Origin of the sequence: uncultured Phyllobacterium sp. (assembly GCF_902479695.1) — a bacterium.
Classification (GTDB): Bacteria; Pseudomonadota; Alphaproteobacteria; order Rhizobiales; family Rhizobiaceae; genus Phyllobacterium; species Phyllobacterium calauticae.
The window spans coordinates 13,773-35,630 of record NZ_CABSQF010000032.1; the positions used below are offsets into that span (position 1 = coordinate 13,773).

Sequence of the window (21,858 nt, forward strand, 5' to 3'; positions counted from 1 at the left end):
CAACCATGACTGAAGCTCCCCTCAAAGGCGTGCGTGTCATCGAACTCGCCCGCGTCCTCGCCGGACCATGGGCCGGACAGATTCTGGCAGATCTTGGTGCCGATGTGATCAAGGTGGAGAATCCCGCCGGCGGCGACGAAACCCGTGGGTGGGGGCCGCCCTTCATCACCAGCAAGGAAGGCGAAAACCTCTCTGCCGCCTATTTTCATTCCTGCAACCGCGGCAAGCGCTCGATCACCGTCGATTTCACCTCGCCCGAAGGTCAGGAAACGGTGCGGGCACTCTGCCGCACGGCGGATGTCGTCCTGGAGAACTTCAAGGTCGGCGGCCTGAAGAAATATGGTCTCGACTATGAAACATTGAGTGCCGACAATCCGCGCCTCGTCTACTGCTCCATCACCGGTTTCGGCCAGACCGGCCCCTATGCCAGCCAGGCCGGCTATGACTTCATCATCCAGGGCATGTCCGGGCTGATGTCGGTCACCGGCGAGCCGGACCGCGAACCGCAGAAAGTCGGCCTTGCCGTCGCCGATGTGTTCACCGGGCTTTACTCGGTCATTGCCATTCAGGCGGCACTGGCCCATGCGGCAAAGACCGGCGAAGGCCAATGGGTGGATATGGCACTGTTCGATGTGCAGTCCGCCGTCATGGCCAATCAGGCGATGAATTATCTCGCCACCGGCAACAGCCCGAACCGCATGGGCAATGCGCATCCCAACATCTCACCCTACGAGGTCGTGCCCACTTCCGACGGCCATCTCATTCTTGCCGTCGGCAATGACGGGCAGTTCGCCCGTTTCTGCGCGATCATGGGGCTGGACGGGCTCAGCGCCGATCCGCGCTTTCTCACCAACCGGGCCCGGTTGGAAAACCGGACCGCACTGACCGCAATCATCCGGGCCGAAACGCAGAAGCGCACACGCGCCGACCTGCTCGAAGCCTGCGCGCAGAATGCCGTGCCTGCCGGGCCGATCAACCGCATCGGCGAAATGTTCGACGATCCGCAGATCGTCTCCCGGCAGTTGCGTCTCGACCTTGACGATGCCCATGGCAGCAGCATCCCCTCGGTGCGCACGCCGATCGTCATGTCGAAGACACCCCTGACCTACAACAGACCCTCGCCACGCCTCGGCGAGCACAGTGCAGACATTCTCCAGGAATTGAAGGACGCATCCGATGAAAACCGGCGGTGAATTGATCGTAGAAGCCCTGAAAGCCAATGGCGCGGAACAGCTGTTCTGCGTTCCCGGCGAAAGCTATCTTGCCGTGCTGGACGCGCTGGTGGATGCCGATGTGGGCGTGACCGTCTGCCGGGCCGAAGGCGGCGCGGCGATGATGGCCGAGGCCTGGGGCAAACTGACCGGCAAGCCCGGCATCTGCTTCGTCACCCGCGGCCCCGGCGCGACCAACGCCTCGCCCGGCATCCACATCGCCATGCAGGATTCGACCCCGCTGATCCTGTTCATCGGCCAGGTACAGCGCGATGCACGAGAACGCGAAGCCTTCCAGGAAGTGGAATACCGCCGCTTCTTTGCCGACACTGCCAAATGGGTAGCCGAAATCGACGATGCCCGCCGTATCCCGGAATTCGTCACCCGCGCCTTCTCCGTCGCCACCTCGGGCCGCCCCGGTCCCGTCGTGCTTGCCCTGCCGGAAGACATGCTGACCGACAAGGTCGAAGCGGTGGCCGCACAGGGCTGGCAGCCGGTCGAGACAGGCCCGTCGCCCGCCAGCATCGAGAAACTCGCCGACCTGCTGCAGGGCGCCAAAAAACCGTTCATGATCCTCGGCGGCTCGCGCTGGGACGAAGCAGCCGTGCGCTCCATCACCCGCTTTGCCGAGAAGTGGCACCTGCCGGTCGGCTGTTCCTTCCGCCGCCAGATGCTGTTCGATCACCTGCATCCGAATTATGCCGGCGATGTCGGCATCGGCATCAACCCGGCGCTTGCCACACGCGTCAAGGAGGCTGACGTGCTGCTGCTCGTCGGCGGGCGTTTCGGTGAAATGCCATCCTCGGGCTATACGCTGATGGACAGTCCCTACCCCAGGCAGACACTGATCCACGTGCATCCCGATGCCGATGAGCTCGGCCGCGTCTATCGCCCCGCCCTTGCCATCAACGCCGCACCGGATGCCTTCGCCGCGGCAGTGGACCATCTGGCGCCGCCATCGCACATCAACTGGCCCGGCGAGGCGGAGGTTGCGCACGCCGCCTATCTCACATGGTCGACCCCGCCGCAGACCGGACCCGGCAATGTCGCCATGGGTCCGATCATGACCTATCTGGAAAGCGTGCTGCCGGAAGATGCCATCATGACCAATGGTGCCGGCAATTACGCCACCTGGCTGCACCGTTTCCATCGCTTCCGCCGGTTCGGCACGCAGGCCGCGCCGACATCGGGCTCCATGGGTTACGGCCTTCCCGCCGCTGTCGCGGCGAAACAGCTTTATCCCGAGCGAACCGTGGTCTGCTTTGCCGGTGACGGCTGCTTCCTGATGAACGGCCAGGATTTTGCAACGGCGGTGAAATACGGGTTGCCGATCATCGTGCTCGTCATCAACAACAATATCTACGGCACCATCCGCATGCATCAGGAGCGGGAATATCCGGGCCGTGTGTCGGCCACGGACCTGACCAACCCTGATTTTGCCATGCTGGCCCGCGCCTATGGCGGACATGGAGAGACGGTCGAGAAGACGGCTGATTTCGAAGGTGCATGGCAACGCGCGGTGCAAAGCGGCAAACCGTCGATCATCGAAATCCGGCTCGACCCCGAAGCGATCACGCCGGCGAAAACCTTGACGGACATCCGCAATAAGCGTTGATCATTCCCTGTTGAATGATTTGAGGATGGAAAGGCGGCTCTTTCAGTGTTAAGGAGCGCGCCTGACCAGACAATATGAAAGCCTGCACATTGAGCAATCCGGCAATCACAATCGTAATTCCATGCCGAAACGAGGCCGCAAACCTGGCCTTCCTTCTCGATGAAGTGGATGCAGCCATGGAAGGCCGCAGCTACGAAGTGGTGGTGGTCGATGACGGTTCGACCGATGGAACGGGCGACGCCCTGGCCGAACGCATCCGCGCCGGCAAGCCGCTGCGCCATGTCCGGCATGATAAATCCGCCGGACAGAGCGCTGCGGTCCGTTCCGGTGTTTTCGCCGCGAGGGGCAAAGTCGTCGTGACGATGGATGGCGATGGCCAGAACGATCCGGCCTATCTGCCCAAGCTCGCCGATGCGCTGATCCAGGCGGGACCCGCCGTGGGCATTGCCGCCGGCCAGCGCCTGAAGCGCACCGACACCAAGCTGAAGCAGATATCGTCAAAACTCGCCAACAAGCTGCGCGGCGCCATCCTGAAGGACAACACGCGCGATTCCGGCTGCGGCTTGAAAGCGGTGCACACCCAGCTTTTCCGCGAACTGCCGTTCTTCGACGGCTGGCACCGCTACCTCCCCGCGCTGGTGATCCGCGAGGGTTATGGCGTCGTGCATGTGGATGTGGTGGACCGCGAACGCCGCCACGGCAAATCCAATTACGGTATTCTCGACCGCGGCCTGCGCGGTATTCTCGATCTTTACGGCGTGTGGTGGCTGAGAAAGCGCCGCAAGACCGTTCCAACCATCACGGAGATCAGCCATGGCTGACGCATTTAGCAATTGGCTGCACTCGGTCTTTGTCGCCCAGTTTGACGCTTGGATTCTTCTCGGCTTTTTCGCACAGGGCTGCTTCACCATGCGCTTCGTCGTACAGTGGATCGCTTCGGAAAAGGCCAAGCGCAGCGTTGTTCCGGTGACGTTCTGGTTCTTCTCGCTGTTCGGCGGTGTTCTGCTCTTCATCTACGCGATCGTGCGCAAGGACCCGGTGTTCATCGCCGGACAGGGTTTGGGCCTCGTCGTCTACATCCGCAATCTGTGGCTGATCGCCAATGAGAAAAAGGCAATGACGCAGGACAGCTGAGCCGAAGGCACCGCAAGGCACGATCATGACCCATTCTGACCCTGCTTCTGCGGGTACCGCAAAACTCCGCTTCAGCCACTATCTGCTGCTCATTTTCATCTGCCTTGTGTCGTTCGTGCCCGGAATAGCCGCGATTCCGCCGCTCGACCGGGATGAAGCGCGTTACATTCAGGCCACGCACCAGATGGCGGAAACCGGCGATTACGTCGACATCCGCTTTCAGGATGCCTCGCGCTACAAGAAACCCGTCGGCATCTACTGGCTCCAGAGCGCCGTGCTGAAGGTCACCGGCTATGACCAGACGGCACCGGTCTGGGTCTACCGGCTCGTCTCGGTCGGCGGCGCAACGCTGGCGGTTCTCGCCACGGCGGCGCTGGGTGCATTCCTGTTCGGCCAGAGCGCCGGGCTGCTGGCAGGCATGGCGCTTGCGGCCATTGTCATGCTCGGCTTCGAAGCGCGCGTGGCGAAAACCGATGCCACCCTGCTCGCCACCGTGGTATTCGCCCAGGGCGCGCTGGCGTGGATATGGATGGCCAGCCGCAACAACACCCCGGCAAAATGGGCGCCCGCCCTTGTCTTCTGGGTCGCAACGGCCATAGGCGTTTTGATCAAAGGGCCGATCACGCCCTTCGTCAGCGTGCTCACCGCCGCCGCGCTCTGTCTCTTCTACCGCGAATGGCAATGGCTGAAGCGGCTGAAACCCCTGAGCGGCATCGCCATTCTGCTGGTCATTGTCCTGCCCTGGCTCATCCTGATCACGCTGAAGAGCGGCGGCGCTTTCTTTAACGAATCCGTCGGCAATGACCTGTTGTCCAAGGTGGGCGACGGGCAGGAAAGCCATGGCGCACCGCCCGGCTATTTTGCCCTGATTTTCGTGCTGTTTCTCTGGCCCTTCGGCGTCATGGCCATACGCGGCGGCCTGCAGGCGCTCGGCCGTTTCCGCACCGATCCGCGTCTCGCCTTCCTGACCGCCTGGTACATTCCCTACTGGCTGGTGACGGAGATGATCCCGACCAAGCTGCCGCACTATATCCTGCCTGCCTATCCCGCGCTGCTGCTGATGATGGCCTGGGCGGTGGACAGCGGCATTGCCAGCCAGCCCTATCGCGGGCGTTGGCAGATCTGGCTTGAACGGCTGACGCTGCTGGGTCTGGCCATTGCCACGCTGGCGCTGATGGGCGCAGGCACCGTCCTGCCCTTTGTCATGGCCCACACGCTTCCCATTCCGGGGATCATTGCCTTCTTCACCGCAGCAATCGCCGGTGTTTTTGCCAGCGGGTTTGTGCTCAGGGACAACCTGAAGCGTGCTGTTCAAACAGCGGCGGCGTTTGGCATAGCTACATTGGCCTTGCTCACATGGGGCGTGGCTCCGGCCATCACGCCGATCTGGATGAGCCCGGCCCTCAACAATGCCTTCAATGCGGCAAAACCCTGCGCCAACAGCGTGCTGGCATCGGCGGGCTATGCCGAGCCGAGCCTGGTTTTTCTGGCGGGTACAAAGACCATCCTGACCAGTGGTGCGGGCGCGGCAAAGTATCTGCTCGACAATCCCGCCTGCGCGATTTCCGCCGTCGACGAGGGCAGCCGGGCGGAATTTCTGCAAAACCTGCCGCAGGGGGAAAAATCCGTCGTCGTGGCCGGCAGTGTTTCAGGCATCAACTACAGCAAGGGCCGCAAGACAACCATAACGCTGTACAGGGCTGCGCAGTAATCCAACGATTGCAAATGTTGTTTTAAACGCCCTGCCCCAGGCGCGGGCGGCCGATGGAGTGGTATTCCAGCCCCGTGCCGTCGATATCCTGCTCGCCATAGACGTTGCGCAGATCGAACAGGAGATTGCCCTTCATCAGGCTGGCGACCTTCTTCAGATCGAGCGCGCGGTAGGCGTTCCATTCGGTCAGGAGCACGGTGATCCCGGCGCCCTCGACGGCCTCATAGGCGGATTTGCACCAGACGACGCCCGGCAGCACCGGTTCGGCAGCCGAGCGCGCTTCCGGATCATGCGCGCGCACCGTCAGGCCGGCCTTCTGCAGGGCCGGGATGATATCGAGCGCCGGTGACTCGCGAATATCGTCGGTGTTCGGCTTGAAGGCGATGCCGAGCGCCGCAATGGTTTTTGCACCGCTCCTGGCAGCCGCCGCGATCACCCGTGCGGCCATGGAGTGCTTGCGCTGCTCGTTGACCACGACGACCTGCTCGATCAGCGTCTGCGGCGCATTCAGCTTGCGCCCGGTCGCCGCATAGGCGCGGGTATCCTTGGGAAAGCATGAGCCACCGAAACCGGGCCCTGCATGCAGGAACTTCGAGCCGATGCGGTTGTCCATGCCAATGGCGCGCGCCACGTCCTGCACGTTGCCACCGGTCTTTTCGCACAGGTCAGCCACCTCGTTGATGAACGTGACCTTCATCGCCAGAAAGGCATTGGCGGCATATTTGATGATTTCGGCATTTTCCAGCGTGGTCACGATCATCGGCGTTTCGCGCAGGTAAAGCGGCCGGTAGACGCGCTTCATGGCATTGGAACCGGGCTCGTCATGCACGCCGACCACAACGCGGTCGGGCCGCAGGAAATCCTCGACGGCCGAGCCCTCGCGCAGGAATTCCGGATTGGACACCATCGAGAACGGCACATCCGGCCGCGCCTTGGCAATATGCGCGCGCACATCGGCATTGGTGCCGACCACGACCGTCGACTTGATCACGATCACCGCGCCCGGCTTCATGGCGGCGGCGATCTCATCCGCAGCGGCATAGATATATTGCAGGTCGGCTTCCCCGTCGCCGCGCCGCGACGGCGTGCCGACGGCGATGAAAATCACATCCGCGTCAGCGACCGTCGATGCCAGCTCCGTCGTAAAGATCAGGCGCCCGTCACGGGCATTGCGGGTCAGGAGTTCATCCAGACCGGGTTCGTAGATCGTCACCTCCCCGGCCTGCAGGCGCTCGATAATGGCCGGGTTCTTGTCGACGCAGGTGACCTGAAAACCGAATTCGGCAAAGCACACACCAGAAACCAGACCGACATAGCCAGTCCCGATCATTGCAATCTTCATCGCACTATCCCATTCGTGACGTCAATTTCGCGCAGACATGTCGCATATTCGCGCGGCGCTGCCAATTGCGGGTTGTATCCCATTCAAAAAACGCCAGCCACGGGATCGCAGCCGGCGTTTTCGATGTGTCTTATCTAAAGCGTTTCAACGAGTGTTCAAGCCAGTTTCGGCGGGGTGCGCTCCGGTCCCCGGCGCTCGGCCGACGCGGCCCAGAGGTTGATGTTCGCATCGTTTGCGTAAGTGTCGATTTCGGCAAGCTCCGCATCGGTAAAATCGAGATTTTCCAGAGACTTGACGCAATCGATGACCTGCTGCGGCTTGCTCGCGCCGATGAGCGCGGTGGTGATCCGGCCACGCCGCAGCACCCAGGCAAGCGCCATCTGCGCCAGAGTCTGGCTGCGCTTTGCGGCAATCGCGTTCAATGCCCGGATATTGGCAAGGTTCTGTTCGCTGAGGAAGGCCGGATTGAGCGACTTGCCCTGGGCCGCGCGGCTTTCTTCCGGCACGCCCTTGAGATATTTATCGGTCAGCATGCCCTGCGACAGCGGCGAGAACACAATGGAGCCGATGCCGAGTTCTTCCAGCGTGTCGACAAGACCGTCATCCTCGATCCAGCGGTTGATCATGGAATAGCTCGGCTGATGAATGAGACACGGCGTGCCGAGTTCTTCCAATATGGCCGCCGCTTCGCGGGTGCGATGCGAGTTGTAGGAGGAGATGCCGACATATTGCGCGCGCCCGGAACGGACGATCTGGTCGAGCGCCATCATGGTCTCTTCCAGCGGCGTATCCGGATCGAAGCGGTGCGAATAGAAGATATCGACATAATCGAGACCGAGCCGCTTCAGGCTCTGGTCGCAGCTGGCGATCATGTATTTGCGGCTGCCCCACTCCCCGTAAGGGCCGGGCCACATGCCGTAACCCGCCTTGGAGGAAATGATCAGCTCATCACGATGGCCCTGGAAATCCGTGCGCAGGATTTCGCCGAATGCTTCTTCGGCGGAACCGGGCGGCGGGCCGTAATTGTTGGCAAGATCGAAATGGGTGATGCCGAGATCAAAGGCCTGGCGGCAGATGGCCTGCTTGGTCTGGTGCGGCGTGTCGTGACCGAAATTGTGCCACAACCCCAGGGAAATCGCCGGCAGCTTGAGGCCGCTCTTGCCGCAGCGATTGTACTTCATCGTGTCGTAGCGTTTGGAGTCCGCAGTCCATTTCATGATCGATCTCTTCCCTGTCGTCTTGCCTCGGCGCCGAGCCGAACGATTCCCGTTTCAGCGCGCCGGACTATGAACGAAAGTCATAGGGATGTCATGACGTGAAATAGGTAAGTCGCTTTGGCAAAATACGTATTCTACGTAAAATACGTATTTTGCACTCCACCCGCATCACGCCTTGATGATCTGGTCCTTGTCATCGAAACGGTAGGTTCGTCCGGCATCCGGCGTCGCATAGAGCACCTGATCGACCTCATACTGGTGCTCGCCGAAGAGGCGGACCGTCAGCGGACCGAAATCCGTCTGCAGATAGATGATCGTATCGGCACCCAGATGCTCCACGTGGATGACCGACCCCTTCCAGGTGCCTGATGTATTGTTGACCTGGATGTGCTCCGGGCGAATCCCGACGGTCTTTGCCGCGGGGTCGCCGAGCTTTGCGCCCTCAACAAGGTTCATCTGCGGCGAGCCGATGAAGCCCGCGACAAACAGCGTCTGCGGTGAATTATAGAGTTCCATCGGTGAGCCGACCTGCTCGATCCTGCCCTTGTTCATGACGACGATCTTGTCGGCAAGCGTCATGGCTTCCACCTGATCGTGCGTCACGTAGATCATCGTCGCCTTCAACTGCCGGTGCAGACGGGCAATCTCGAGCCGCGTGTTGACGCGCAGCGCCGCATCGAGGTTCGACAAGGGTTCGTCGAACAGGAAAAGCTGCGGCTCGCGCACGATTGCGCGGCCGATGGCCACGCGCTGGCGCTGGCCGCCGGACAGTTCGGCCGGGCGTCGCTCCAGATAATCATCGAGCGACAGCATGGCCGAGGCGATCCTGGTGCGCTCCTTGATTTCCTCGGCGGGCTTGCCGGCCTGCTTCAGGCCAAGGCCCATATTGTCGCGCACCGACAGGTGCGGATAAAGCGCGTAGTTCTGGAACACCATGGCGATGCCGCGTTTTGCCGGCGGCGTGTTGTTGACCTTTTTGCCGTCGATCAGGATCTCGCCCGAGGTCGCGTCCTCAAGACCGGCGATCACGCGCAGCAAGGTCGACTTGCCGCAGCCGGACGGCCCGACAAAAATCACGAACTCGCCATCCCGCACCTCGAGATCGATGCCTTTCAGCACGTCCACCTGGCCGAAAGACTTGCGAATATTTTCTATCTTCAAAGAACCCAATGTCTTGTTCCCGTCTTCAAACTTATAATTACAGGTCTACCGGCTTGCCGGTGCGCACGCTTTCATCAGCCGCAAGGCAGACACTGAGCGACCGCACGGCATCCTGCATGTGGCGGCCCAGGTCGAGATCCTCGCGGATGGCTTTGAGAACAAAGGCCTGCTCCAGGTCGCAAAGCTCCTGATGGCCGGGTTCGCCCGCCATGTTGAGCAGTTCGTCCGGCTTGGCAAAACGCCCGTCCGCACCTGTCCTGGCCGAATGCAGCCGGATGGTCGATGTCTTGGTGTGCGAGTCGATATCATCCGACTTGGCGTTCTGGTCCATGACGATGGACACGCAGCCATTGGGCGAGATCACGTCCTTCACGAAGAAAGCCGTTTCCGAAATCATCGGACCCCAGCCCGCCTCGTACCAGCCGACGGAATTGTCGTCGAAGAGAACCTGCAGATGACCGTAATTGTACATCTTCGCATCGATCTCGTCCGAAAGCCGCACGCCCATGCCGCGCACCTGAACCGGCGTGGCATCGGTGATCTGCAGCATCACATCGAGATAATGCACGCCGCAATCGACGATGGGCGATGTGGTCTGCATCAGCGCCTTGTGGGTTTCCCATGTCGGGCCGCTCGACTGCTGATTGAGGTTCATGCGGAAGACATAGGGGCCGCCAAGCTTGCGGGCTTCCTCGATCAGCCGCACCCATGACGGATGGTGGCGCAGGATGTAGCCGATCACCAGCTTGCGGTCATATTGCTTGGCCGCAGCGACCACACGCTGCGCATCGGCGACGGTGGTGGCCAGCGGCTTCTCGACAAAGACATCGGCACCCGCCGCCATGGCGGCAACGGCATAGTCCGCATGGCTGTCGGAGTAGGTGTTGATCGAAACCAGCTCCGGCTTGAGGTCGGCCAGCGCCTGTTCGAAAGAGGGGTGGATCGTGTAGCCCTGCAATTCCTTGGCCAGCGGCACGACGGAGCGGTTGACCAGCCCGACAATCTCGAAGCCGGGATTGTTGTGATAGGCGAGCGCGTGGCTCCGGCCCATATTGCCAAGCCCGGCAACCAGAACCCGCACGGGCTTTTGCGTATTGGCGGTCATTTGACTGCTCCCGATGTAATGCCGCGGATCAGTTGCCGCGAGAACAAGAAATAAAGGACGAGTACCGGCAGGATGGCGAGGGTCAGCGCCGCCAGAACGGCATTCCAGTTGGTGACGAACTGGCCGATGAACACCTGCGAGCCCAGCGTGACAGTTTTGGTGGCATCGCTTGGCGCCAGGATCAGCGGGAACCACAGATCGTTCCAGATCGGGATCATCGTGAACACGGCGACCGTCGCCATGGCAGGCTTGACCAGCGGCAGCACCAGCCGGAAAAAGATCGAATATTCCGTCAGACCGTCGATGCGGCCGGCATTCTTCAGGTCATCCGACACAGTGCGCATGAATTCGGTGAGAATGAACACAGCAAGCGGCAGGCCCTGCGCGGTGTAGACGAGGATCAGCGCGGTCAGGGTGTTGACGAGCCCCGTCGCAACCATGCCCTGCAGAATCGCAACCGTTCCAAGGCGGATCGGGATCATGATGCCGAGGGCGAGATAGAGCCCCATCAGCGAATTGCCGCGGAAGCGATATTCCGACAGGGCGAAGGCTGCCATGGCGCCGAACAGCAGCACGAAGAAGATCGACACGGAGGTGACGATCAGGCTGTTCTGGAAATACAGGGTGAAATCACCCTGTGTCAGCACCGAGTTGTAACCGACCAGACTGAAGCTGGATGCATTCGGCAGGCCAAGCGGGTTGCGGAAGATCGACGCCCGGTCCTTGAACGAGTTGATGATGATCAGGAACACCGGAAACAGCGCGATCAGCGTGTAGATGATCAGGGCGACGTGAACGAAGCCGGAGCGGAGGGGTGATGTACGGGCTTTTGCCATGACGGGACCTTCCTAGAACTGGTACCGGCGCATGCGCCGCTGGATGGCAAAGAGATAGATGCACACGCCCGTGAGGATGATCAGGAACATCACCGTGGCAATGGTCGCACCCATGGATTTGTCGCCGATCTGCAGCTGGAAGCCGAAGAAGGTGCGGTACAGCAGCGTTCCCAGGATATCGGTCGACCCGTCGGGGCCGGCAAGCGCGCCCTGCACCGTATAGACAAGGTCGAAGGCGTTGAAGTTGCCGACAAAGGTCAGGATGGAAATGATGCCGATGGAGGGCAGGATCAGCGGCAGCTTGATCTTCCAGAACTGGCTCCAGCCGGTAATGCCGTCGCATTCCGCCGCTTCGAGAACTTCTTCGGGAATGCTCAGCATCGATGCGTAGATCAGCATCGTCGGAATGCCGACATTCTGCCAGACCGAGATAAGCGATACGGTGATGAGCGCCGTGTCCGGCCGGCCCAGCCAGGGCGCGAACAGTGATTTCAGGCCGACGAGATCAAGCAGGTAGGGCGATACGCCCCAGATCGGCGACAGGATCAGCTTCCAGATGAAACCGACGATCACGAAGGACAACAGAGTCGGCAGGAACAGCGCCGTGCGGTAAAAGGCACCAAAGCGCAGCTTCGGCACCGACAACAGCGCAGCCAGGGCGACGCCGATCGGGTTCTGCACCAGCATATGGATCAGGAAGAACACGAAATTGTTGCGCAGCGCGTTCCAGAAACTCGCCGACCAGCGCGGTTCGCCGAACAGGGTCTGGAAATTGCCGAAACCGACAAACACGCTCTGCCCGTCAACCACGTTGAACAGCGACAGGCGCAGGGTTTCGATCAAGGGCAGGATCATGATCGCCGTATAGACGATCACCGCCGGCAGCAGGAACACAAGGATGTGCCAGCGCCGTGCGCGTTTGTCCTGACCGCTGTCAGACTGGGAATAGTCGGCCGTGCTCATTAACTCGCAAACCCCTGCTTATTGATTTGTTGGTCATGGAAAACCGGTCCACGACTGCCGTTCGTCAAACGAATACAGCGGCAATGATTGCCACTTCTGAGCAAGTTTTGTTTGGGCCCAAATATATCGGCCTTGGTTTCGCATAAACAAAATTTGCTCGGAATAAGCGAAAGGCCGGAGCGGCGCGAACCGCCCCGGCATTCGATTGCCTACTTCGCAGGCTTGTACCAGCTGTCGAGACCGTCCTGCAGCTTCTTGGCTGCAACTTCAGGCGTATCGGTGCCGTTGATCACATTGGCCGATTCAACCCAGGTTTCGTTTTCCAGGTTCGGCTTGCCGCGCGACAGGATCTGATAGGTCGAACGGATCGTCGGCTTGCACTTTTCGCGCCAGGACACGAATTCCTGCGCCAGCGGGTCCTTCATCTTGACCGGTGTCGACGACAGGCTGAAGAAGCCCGGCAGCGCATTGGCATAGATGTCGGCGAATTCTGGCGAAGCAACCCAGCTAAGGAACTTCTTGGCCGCTTCCGGATTCTTGCTCTTGGCATTCATCGCTGCGCCAAGATCGGCATGGTCGGAGATGTAGCAGGTGTCGCCGGCCTTCTGCACCGGCGGCAGGAACGCGCCCATCTTGAACTGGGCCTGCGTGTTGAACAGCGAGATTTCCCACGAACCGGCGGGATAGATCGCCGCACGGCCAAGCGTGAACAGGTTCTGGCTGTCCGGATAGGTCTGGGCTTCGAAACCGTCGCCGAGATAATCCTTCCACTTGGCAAGCGTCTTGTAAGGCGCAACCCAATCGGCATCGGTAAGCTTCTGCGTACCCTTGATCAGCGCGGTACGGCCTTCTTCACCCTTCCAGTAGTTCGGTCCGATGTTCTGGTAGCCCATGGTTGCGGCTTCCCAGAGGTCCTTTGTGCCCATGGCGAGCGGAATGTAGGTGCCGTCCTTCTTGATCTTGTCGAGAGCGGCGAAGAACTCGGCTTCGGTCGTTGGAACCGCAATGCCCAGCTTGTCGAAGGCATCCTTGTTGTAGATGAAGCCGTGAATGACCGATGCCATCGGCACGCAGAACGTGTCGGAACCGTCATCGGTGCTCCATGCCGCCTTGGCTACAGGCGTGAAGTTTTCCATGCCCGGAAGGCTCTTCAGGCTCGACAGGTTGCCGCGCTTGAACTGTTCCAGCGACTTGTCGAACGGACGGCAGGTGATGATGTCACCGGCGCTGCCGGCATCGAAGCGGGCGCCAAGAGCGGCATCATATTCGGTCGGCGGGGTCGGAGCGAACTTGACCTTGATCCCGGGATTCTTCGCTTCAAAGGCCGGAATGAGCTTTTCCTGCCAGATGGCAAGATCGTCCGTACGCCAGCTTTCGATTGTCAGCGTTGTATCGGCGGCATGAGCAAAGCCGGCCGAAGCCAGGATGCTCGTTGCCATGAGCAGTGATTTTAAAGTCGTGCTTCCCATTTTAGTCTCCTGTTGCACCCTTTGAGCAGTGCCGTTAACGAGAGCCGAAGCTCCCTTTCAGTGTCGAAAGCGACGGGCGTAGCCTCTGTTGATTGCTTTCGAGAATGTGTGATGCCTGTTTTGCGTCGGCTGCACCCGCTGCTAGCAGGATTGCGCGCTTTACCGAGCCATCGGTTGAAGCCAGATGCTGTTTCGCATCGGCGATGTCGCAGGCGGCGATGGCCGAAACGATGAGTGCGGCGCGTTCGCGCAGCTTTTCATTGTCGGCAACAAGATTGACCATGTAGCCGTCATGCACATGCCCCAGATGCACGGCCATCAGCGTGGAGAGAAGATTGAGCGCAATTTTCTGCGCGGTCCCTGCCCCCATGCGTGTCGAACCGGCGACGATTTCCGGCGGTGTTTCCAGCGTGATCGTCACGTCGGCATGCCTGAACAGCGGCACGGCCGGATTGTTGGCAATGGCGATGATCTTCAGCCCGCGCCGCGTGGCTTCATCAATGGCCGCCACCGCATAGGGCGTCGTGCCGCTGGCCGAAATGGCAATCAGGCAATCGCCCTGCCCAAGGCCGGCGCCAGCGATATCGCGGGCGGCCTGCTCGACATCATCTTCATACCCGCCGGCAAGGCGGACAAGACTTTCAACACCACCCGCCAGAAGGATCACCACACGGTCCGGCGCGATGCCATAGGTGCCGGGCAGTTCGAGTGCATCGGCAAGTGCCATCAGGCCGGAGCTGCCGGCGGCGGCGTAGGCAATACGCCCGCCCGCGGCCAAGGTTTCGGCGGCGAGCAGCGCCGCAGCGGCAATGGAATCCGTCGCCCGCGCCACCGAAGCCGCTGCCTCGATCTGCGCCTCGTGCAGCAAACGCAAAACATCGGCTGGCGATCGCTCGTCCAATCCGGATGCCTTGTCGTTGCGTTGCTCGGTACGGGTTACCACCACTCGCCTCTCCTCGTTGCGATAATTAATGCCAAAAAAATACCACTTGTCCAGAGGTTCTTAAAAAAATCATGCACTGTTTTTCATACAAGTTAAATTATTCAATAAAATCAGTGTGATGAATAAAAGTGGAAAAAACCTGGAATTAACGCTTGGCTATTGGTATTTTATTGGTATTCTATTTTCGGAGGGCAATGAGTGTGACATATCTCCTGGGAATTGATGGTGGTGGAACGGGCTGCAGGGCGGCCGTGGCCGATATGACAGGCCATGTTCTGGGCATCGGCAAAAGCGGTTCGGCCAACATCATGACCGACATGGAAAACGCGCGCCTGAATATTCTCGGCGCGACAAATGCAGCCTTTGCCGAAGCCGGGATCGATGCCGCAATGATTCCCGCGACCGCGGCGGTTCTTGGGCTCGCTGGCGCCATGGTCGGCGGCAATGGCGAGAAGCTGCGGACGACCCTGCCCTTTCAGCATTCCCTGGGGACATCCGCTGGCACGATCGCCCTGCAGGGTGCGCTCGGCGACAATGACGGAACCGTGGTCATCATCGGCACAGGCACCCTGTTCGTCACACGCGAAGGCGATGACATCCGGTTTGCCGGCGGCTGGGGCTTCAAGGTGGGGGATCTTGGCGGCGGCGCGCGAACCGGCCGCGATCTCCTGGAAGAGGCCCTGCTGGCCCATGACCGGTTTCACCCTTCGTCACCCCTGACAGAGGCCGTCCTCCAACGCTTTGAAAACAATCCCCACCGGATCGTCGAGTTTGCCCACGCGGCGCGCCCCAGCGATTTCGGTACGCTTACGCCGCTGGTTTTTGAATATGCTGCCCGCAACGATGCCGTGGCGCTGGCGATTGTGAACAGGGCGGCGGCACAGATCGAAGAGGGGCTCGATGCCATCATGCCACCCCAACAGGAACGCCTGTCATTGATCGGCGGACTGGGGCCATTGTTCGAACAGCGTCTTTCGCCCCCGTACCGGGCAAAGCTGCAAAAGCCGCTGCATGACGCGCTGACGGGCGCGGTGCAACTGGCGGTGAAAAACTTCGCGCCGGCGCGCAAGGAGGCCGTGCATGGCTGATGGATTGATCGATATCCTGCCGTCCCTGAACGACGGTTCCGCCAGCGGCGGCCCGCTCTACGTCAAGCTGCAGCGGCTGATCGAAACGGCTGTCCGCGACGGCATGCTGCAGCCGGGCGATGCCTTGCCGCCCGAACGGGAACTTGCCACCATCGCCGATATTTCGCGTGTCACCGTGCGCAAGGCGGTTCAGGGGCTGGTCAACACCGGCCTGCTCGTGCAGCGGCATGGCTCCGGCACCTTTGTCGCCCCCCGTTCGGAACGGGTCGAGCAATCGCTGTCACACCTGACCTCGTTCACCGAGGACATGGCGCGGCGCGGCATGATCGTGCGTTCCACGTGGCTCGATCGCGGCATCTATCCGCCCTCGCCGGAAGAAATGGTCACGCTCGGTCTTTCCTCCGGCGAGAAAGTTGCCCGCATCAGCCGCTTGCGCGTTGCCAATGACACGCCCATGGCGATTGAACGCGCCGCCCTGTCCATTCAGGTGCTGCCCAATCCGGAACTGGTCACGCTGTCGCTCTATGCGGTGCTGGCGGAGGGCGGCAATCGCCCGGCCCGCGCCATTCAGCGCATTTCGGCGGCAATCCTGAAGGAGGCCGATGCCAAATTGCTCGAGGTGCCCGCGGGTTCCGCCAGCCTCAACATCGAGCGCATATCCTATCTCGAATCGGGAAAAGTGATCGAATTTACCCGGTCGATCTATCGGGCGGATGCCTATGAATTTGTCGCGGAGCTGAAGCTCGGCGACTCCTCGGAAATTTCAGGAGCAGTACTTTGACCACCAACGGAACTCTCATGCGCGAAGAAATTCGCTCCATCCCGGATGTAACCGCGCGGTTTCTCGATGCTTCCCGCGATACGCTGGCCAATGCCGGAGCAAGACTGCGCGAGAAGAACCCGCCCTTCCTGGCCTCCATTGCCCGCGGTTCATCGGACCATGTGACAGCCTATCTGAAATACGCAACGGAACTGACCGCAGGCATTCCCGTCGCCTCGCTCGGACCGTCCGTCGCCTCGATCTATGGCATCACCCTGAAACTCGAGAGCGCCGCAACGCTCTCCATTTCCCAGTCCGGCAAGAGCCCCGACATTGTCAGCATGACCAAGGCGGCACGCGAAAGCGGCGCGCTGACCCTTGCCATCACCAATGAAATCAATTCCGATCTCGCCTATGCCAGCGATCTCGCCATCGATATCCTGGCGGGACAGGAACGCAGCGTCGCCGCCACCAAGACCTTTGTCAGCTCGGCGGTCGCCGGGCTCGCCATGATCGGCCACTGGACGCAGAACAAAGAACTGCTTGCCGCCATCGATGAACTGCCCAAGGCCCTTGCAGCCGCCATCCGCTGCGACTGGTCGCCGTTCGGCGCCGCCATGAAGGGCGAGAACTCGCTTTTCGTGCTTGGACGCGGACCATCCCTTGCCATTGCCAACGAAGTGGCGCTGAAATTCAAGGAAACCAGCGCCATGCACGCGGAATCCTACAGCGCCGCCGAAGTCATGCACGGACCCAAGGCCATCGTCGGCAAGGATTTCCCCGTATTGGTGCTTGCAGCGCGCGATGCGGCTGAGGATTCAATCGTGCAGGCTGCCGATCGCCTTGCCGAGCAGGAAGCCGCTGTCTTCCTGACATCGGCGAAGCCATCGAAAGCCACCGCATTGCCGTTCATCGCGACGTCGCACCCATTGACGGACCCGCTCACTCTGCTGGTATCATTCTATGCTTTCGTGGAAGATTTCGCCCGCAGCCGCGGATTGAATCCGGACGAGCCACCGCATTTGAGAAAAGTGACTGAAACAATATGAGCACTGTCTATGCACTGACCGGCGCCGACATTTTTGACGGCGAAACCTGGCATGCCGGTTCGGCAATTCTCGTCGATGCGGGCGCCATCACCGGTATCGTTGCCCAGGCGGACATCCCTGCGGATGTTCGCCGGGTCACGCTCAACGGCGGCAAGCTTGTCCCCGGTTTCATCGACGTGCAGGTGAATGGCGGCGGCGGCGTTCTCCTGAATGACGGCCCGAGTGTCGAGGCGATCAGGACCATCTGCCAGGCGCATTTCGCCTTCGGCACGACGGCCCTCCTGCCAACCCTGATCACCGACACCCCCGCCATCACCAATGCGGCGATTGCCGCCGGCAAGGCGGCGGCGCTGGAAAAAGTCACCGGATTTATCGGCCTGCATCTCGAAGGGCCGCACCTTTCCGTCTCGCACAAGGGCACGCACGATCCCGCGCTTATCCGCCCGATGGAGGACAGCGATCTTGTGGCGATCGTGGAAGCCGTGCAGGCACTGCCGGTACTGCTCACCACTGTCGCCCCGGAGACCGTTCCCGTCGACAAGATCAAGGCCATGGTCGATGCGGGCGTCATCGTCAGCATCGGCCATAGCGGCGCAACTTATGAAATGGCTGTCGCGGCCAAGGATGCCGGCGCGTCCATGGCAACCCATCTTTTCAATGCCATGAGCCAGCTCGGAAACCGCAGCCCCGGCGTTGTCGGCGCCATCCTTGAAACCGGCGAACTGTCGGCAGGGCTGATTGCCGACGGTTTCCACGTCAGCAAGGCCTCGATGGCGATTGCCCTGCGTGCCAAGCAGGGTCCGGCCAGGATTTTTCTCGTGACCGACGCCATGTCGACCATCGGCACGGATATCACCACCTTCACGCTGAACGGACGGACGATCCGGCGGCATGACGGCCGCCTGACGCTCGAAGACGGCACGCTGGCGGGAGCCGATCTCGACATGATTTCTGCAGTCCGCTTCGTCCATCGCGAGCTTGGACTTGACCTGGAGGAAGCCCTGCGGATGGCCTCGCTCTATCCCGCCGAGAGCATCCGGATCGATCATCGCTACGGGCGCATTGGCACCGGATATGTCGCCAATATCGTGCATCTCGATGATGCGCTTGACGTCGATCACGTCTGGATCGACGGCGATCTGCATTACGCCCGAAACCCGAGTTGACGGCCTTCTCCGATTGACGATACTTGCCCTCTTTGGACAATCGGAGATGTGAAATGGCTGGGGATGCGCTTGTCGTTATCGATGTGCAGAACGATTTTTGCCCGGGCGGCACACTGGCCGTGGATGGCGGAAGCGAAATCGTCCCGATCATCAACAAACTGATCATCCGGTTCGATCACGTCATCCTGACGCAGGACTGGCACCCGGCCGGCCATTCGAGCTTCGCTTTTTCCCATCCCGGCAAGGCGCCCTTCGACACGGTGAAAATGCCCTACGGCGACCAGACACTGTGGCCGGACCATTGCATTCAGGGCACGCCGGGCGCCGATTTCCATGCGGATCTGCAGTGGACCAAGGCCGAACTGATCATCCGCAAGGGCTTCCGTCCCCACATCGACAGCTACTCGGCGTTTTTCGAGAACGACCGCAAGACCCCGACCGGCCTTGCCGGCTACCTGCGCGAGCGCGGCATCACCAATGTGACCTTTGTCGGTCTGGCGACAGACTATTGCGTCGCCTACTCCGCGCTGGATGCGGTGGCGCACGGTTTTACCGCCGATGTGCTGCTCGATGCCTGCCGCGCCATCGACATGGGCGGGTCACTGGCCGCCATGGTCGCGAATATGCGCAAGGCCGGCGTTACCCTCATCTGACCGGCGCAAAAGTGAACAGCTGAGCATTTTTTCCACAGGCGTTAACCCAGACATTCGACCAAAGTCATAAAACTGTTGTTTCTCTGTCACATAATGAGGATAGTGCCCATAAGCGCATCCAATAAGCGTGTTCCTAACGACGCCTCATTATGGGAGACATACATGACATTTCGCGGCACTTCGCTCAGCCTTGCGCTCGGACTTATCCTCGCATCGTCCACCTCATCCTTTGCCGTCACCGAAATCAGCTGGTGGCACGCCATGACCGGTGCCAACAACGAGGTTGTTGAAACCCTGTCGAAGGAATTCAACGAAAGCCAGAGCGACTACAAGGTCGTTCCAGTGTTCAAGGGGACCTATCCGGAAACGTTGAACGCCGGCATTGCCGCGTTCCGTGCCAAGCAGGCCCCGCATATCATGCAGGTATTCGACGCCGGAACCGGTGTCATGATGGGCGCCGAGGGCGCGATCAAACCGGTGGCCGACATTCTCTCGATGGGCGGCGCAAAGTTCGACAAGAGCCTCTATCTGCCGGGCATCGTCGCCTATTATTCCAAGCCGGACGGCACGATGCTGTCCTTCCCCTACAACAGCTCCTCGCCGATCCTTTACTACAACAAGGATATCTTCAAGAAGGCCGGGCTGGATGAAAACAACCCGCCAAAAACCTGGCCGGAAGTCTGGGAAGCCGCCAAGAAGATCAAGACCAGCGGCGCTGCCAAGTGCGGCTACACCTCGACATGGCTGACATGGATCCACACAGAAAACTTTGCCGCCTGGAACAATGTTTCCTACGGCACCAATGAAAACGGCATTGCCGGAACCGATGTCGAGCTGAAGATCAACGCGCCGATCTATGTCAAACACTTCCAGGAACTGGCCGACCTCGCCAAGGACGGCACCTTCCGTTACGGCGGACGCACATCCGAAGCCAAGCCGCTGTTCCTGTCGGGCGAATGCGGCATCTTCACCGAATCCTCCGGCGGCCTGGGCGACGTGGTCAAGTCGGGCATGAACTACGGCACCGGCCAGCTTCCCTATGACCCCGATGCCAAGGGTGCGCCGCAGAACACGACACCGGGCGGCGCCAGCCTCTGGGTGTTCGCCGGCAAGTCCGACGCGGAATACAAGGGCGTTGCCGCCTTCTTCACCTTCCTGTCGCGTACCGACATCCAGGCCCGCCTGCACCAGGTATCCGGCTATCTGCCGGTGACCCTTGCCGCCTATGAGGACACCAAGAAGTCCGGTTTCTACGACAAGAACCCTGCCCGCGAAATTCCGATCAAGCAGATGATGGGCAAGGCGCCGACGGAAAACTCCAAGGGCGTCCGCCTGCCGAACCTGCCACAGGTGCGTGATATCGAGAACGAAGAGTTCGAGAACATGCTCTCCGGCAAGCAGACGGCCCAGCAGGCCCTCGACAATGCCGTCAAGCGCGGCAATGCAGCCATCAAACAGGCGAACGGCCAGTAAGAGCCGGTTCATGAACGCCCCGTCCGCATGTCTTGCGGACGGGGCTCTTTTCAAGAGGGGCAATCATGGCATCGTCAACGCGTGTCACTTTTCCGAACAAGATCCTGCCATATCTGCTGCTGGCGCCGCAGCTTGCCATCACGATTGTCTTTTTCTACTGGCCCGCGTCGCAGGCCATCCGCCAGTCGGTGCTGCGCGAGGATCCGTTCGGCCTGTCGACCCAGTTCGTCGGCCTCGGCAATTTCAAGCGCATCCTGAGTGACCCCAACTACCTGAACTCGCTGCAGGTCACGGTCATCTTCTCCATCGCCACGGCAGTCATTGCCATGGGCTTCGCGCTGCTGTTTGCCGTCATGGCGGACAAGGTCATTCGCGGCAAAGGTGTCTACCGCACCCTGATGATCTGGCCCTACGCCGTGGCTCCGGCCATTGCCGGCATGCTCTGGCTGTTCCTGTTCAACCCCTCGATGGGCACGTTCGCCTACATGATCCGCTCCGCCGGCTACAATTGGGACCCGCTGCTCAACAGCAACCAGGCCATGCTGCTGGTGGTTGCCGCCGCCGCATGGAAGCAGATCAGCTACAATTTCCTGTTCTTCGTTGCCGGGCTGCAGTCCATTCCCAAATCGCTGATCGAAGCCGCCGCCATCGATGGTGCGGGCGAGACCAAGCGCTTCTGGACGATCATTTTCCCGCTGCTTGCTCCGACGACGTTCTTCCTGCTGGTCGTCAACACCGTCTACGCCTTCTTCGACACGTTCGGCATCATTCATGCCGTCACCGGCGGCGGCCCCGGCAAGGCCACGGAGACATTGGTCTACAAGGTTTACAATGACGGCTTCGTCAACCTGATCCTTGGCGACTCCGCGGCACAATCGGTGATCCTCATGGTCATCGTCATCGGCTTGACGGCGATCCAGTTCCGTTATGTCGAGCGCAAAGTGCATTACGGCTGAGGAGCG

The 21,858-nt window shown here is 60.6% G+C and carries 20 protein-coding genes; 12 read left to right on the forward strand and 8 right to left on the reverse strand.

The window, feature by feature from the left end:
• The first annotated feature begins 5 nt into the window (after positions 1-5).
• The 5 genes from RDL77_RS17830 (at position 6) to RDL77_RS17850 (ending at position 5,671) form a co-directional block, all read left to right on the forward strand.
• Entirely contained in the window at positions 6-1,193 is a 1,188-nt protein-coding gene (locus tag RDL77_RS17830; RefSeq protein ID WP_288194039.1) for a CaiB/BaiF CoA-transferase family protein, read from the forward strand.
• Positions 1,177-2,826, forward strand: coding sequence for a thiamine pyrophosphate-binding protein (locus tag RDL77_RS17835; protein ID WP_288194040.1), 1,650 nt, complete (start codon positions 1,177-1,179; stop codon positions 2,824-2,826). Before RDL77_RS17830 ends, RDL77_RS17835 begins: the two co-directional genes overlap by 17 nt.
• A 74-nt stretch (positions 2,827-2,900) precedes the next feature.
• Entirely contained in the window at positions 2,901-3,647 is a 747-nt protein-coding gene (locus RDL77_RS17840; protein ID WP_374042744.1) for a glycosyltransferase family 2 protein, read from the forward strand.
• Entirely contained in the window at positions 3,640-3,960 is a 321-nt protein-coding gene (locus tag RDL77_RS17845; protein ID WP_223612700.1) for a lipid-A-disaccharide synthase N-terminal domain-containing protein, read from the forward strand. The genes RDL77_RS17840 and RDL77_RS17845 overlap by 8 nt, the downstream gene beginning before the upstream one ends.
• 25 nt (positions 3,961-3,985) lie before the next feature.
• The gene (locus RDL77_RS17850) at positions 3,986-5,671 is read left to right on the forward strand and encodes a glycosyltransferase family 39 protein (protein ID WP_288194041.1); all 1,686 of its coding nucleotides are present in this window, start codon (positions 3,986-3,988) and stop codon (positions 5,669-5,671) included.
• A gap of 22 nt (positions 5,672-5,693) precedes the next feature.
• On the opposite strand, the gene RDL77_RS17855 is transcribed toward RDL77_RS17850, so the two are convergent.
• The 8 genes from RDL77_RS17855 to RDL77_RS17890 form a co-directional block, all read right to left on the reverse strand.
• Positions 5,694-7,013, reverse strand: a complete 1,320-nt coding sequence (locus RDL77_RS17855) for a UDP-glucose/GDP-mannose dehydrogenase family protein (protein ID WP_288194042.1) — start codon at positions 7,011-7,013, stop codon at positions 5,694-5,696.
• Positions 7,014-7,168: 155 nt separating this feature from the next.
• Complete coding sequence (mgrA, locus tag RDL77_RS17860) at positions 7,169-8,230, reverse strand: L-glyceraldehyde 3-phosphate reductase (protein ID WP_288194043.1); 1,062 nt, start codon at positions 8,228-8,230, stop codon at positions 7,169-7,171.
• A 168-nt stretch (positions 8,231-8,398) separates the two neighbouring features.
• On the reverse strand, positions 8,399-9,400 hold the full coding sequence (locus tag RDL77_RS17865; RefSeq protein ID WP_288194044.1) for an ABC transporter ATP-binding protein: 1,002 nt from the start codon (positions 9,398-9,400) through the stop codon (positions 8,399-8,401).
• Positions 9,401-9,428: 28 nt separating this feature from the next.
• On the reverse strand, positions 9,429-10,496 hold the full coding sequence (locus RDL77_RS17870; protein WP_288194045.1) for a Gfo/Idh/MocA family protein: 1,068 nt from the start codon (positions 10,494-10,496) through the stop codon (positions 9,429-9,431).
• Positions 10,493-11,332 (reverse strand): carbohydrate ABC transporter permease, encoded by an 840-nt coding sequence (locus RDL77_RS17875; RefSeq protein WP_223612694.1) that lies wholly within the window; start codon positions 11,330-11,332, stop codon positions 10,493-10,495. The genes RDL77_RS17870 and RDL77_RS17875 overlap by 4 nt, the downstream gene beginning before the upstream one ends.
• A gap of 12 nt (positions 11,333-11,344) precedes the next feature.
• Positions 11,345-12,295: a carbohydrate ABC transporter permease gene (locus RDL77_RS17880; protein ID WP_223612693.1), complete on the reverse strand. Its 951-nt coding sequence runs from the start codon at positions 12,293-12,295 to the stop codon at positions 11,345-11,347.
• A gap of 209 nt (positions 12,296-12,504) precedes the next feature.
• The gene (locus RDL77_RS17885) at positions 12,505-13,764 is read right to left on the reverse strand and encodes an ABC transporter substrate-binding protein (RefSeq protein ID WP_223612692.1); all 1,260 of its coding nucleotides are present in this window, start codon (positions 13,762-13,764) and stop codon (positions 12,505-12,507) included.
• A gap of 34 nt (positions 13,765-13,798) precedes the next feature.
• Positions 13,799-14,710, reverse strand: a complete 912-nt coding sequence (locus tag RDL77_RS17890) for an N-acetylmuramic acid 6-phosphate etherase (RefSeq protein WP_288194046.1) — start codon at positions 14,708-14,710, stop codon at positions 13,799-13,801.
• Between the two features lie 191 nt (positions 14,711-14,901).
• Between RDL77_RS17890 and RDL77_RS17895 the strand changes: the two genes are divergently transcribed.
• From RDL77_RS17895 to ugpA, 7 genes are all read left to right on the forward strand, one after another.
• Positions 14,902-15,795 carry an N-acetylglucosamine kinase gene (locus RDL77_RS17895; protein ID WP_308526414.1) on the forward strand — a complete coding sequence of 298 codons (894 nt, stop codon included), beginning with the start codon at positions 14,902-14,904 and terminating at the stop codon, positions 15,793-15,795.
• Positions 15,788-16,576, forward strand: a complete 789-nt coding sequence (locus RDL77_RS17900; RefSeq protein ID WP_223612690.1) for a GntR family transcriptional regulator — start codon at positions 15,788-15,790, stop codon at positions 16,574-16,576. Before RDL77_RS17895 ends, RDL77_RS17900 begins: the two co-directional genes overlap by 8 nt.
• 17 nt (positions 16,577-16,593) lie before the next feature.
• On the forward strand, positions 16,594-17,604 hold the full coding sequence (locus tag RDL77_RS17905) for an SIS domain-containing protein (protein WP_223612689.1): 1,011 nt from the start codon (positions 16,594-16,596) through the stop codon (positions 17,602-17,604).
• Positions 17,601-18,770 (forward strand): N-acetylglucosamine-6-phosphate deacetylase, encoded by a 1,170-nt coding sequence (gene nagA, locus RDL77_RS17910; RefSeq protein ID WP_288194049.1) that lies wholly within the window; start codon positions 17,601-17,603, stop codon positions 18,768-18,770. The genes RDL77_RS17905 and nagA overlap by 4 nt, the downstream gene beginning before the upstream one ends.
• Positions 18,771-18,823: 53 nt before the next feature.
• A complete protein-coding gene (gene pncA, locus RDL77_RS17915) occupies positions 18,824-19,423 on the forward strand; it encodes a bifunctional nicotinamidase/pyrazinamidase (RefSeq protein WP_223612687.1) in 600 nt (199 codons plus the stop codon).
• A 162-nt stretch (positions 19,424-19,585) separates the two neighbouring features.
• Complete coding sequence (gene ugpB / locus RDL77_RS17920; RefSeq protein WP_223612686.1) at positions 19,586-20,896, forward strand: sn-glycerol-3-phosphate ABC transporter substrate-binding protein UgpB; 1,311 nt, start codon at positions 19,586-19,588, stop codon at positions 20,894-20,896.
• Between the two features lie 65 nt (positions 20,897-20,961).
• A complete protein-coding gene (gene ugpA, locus RDL77_RS17925; protein WP_288194052.1) occupies positions 20,962-21,852 on the forward strand; it encodes a sn-glycerol-3-phosphate ABC transporter permease UgpA in 891 nt (296 codons plus the stop codon).
• The last annotated feature ends 6 nt before the right edge of the window (positions 21,853-21,858 follow it).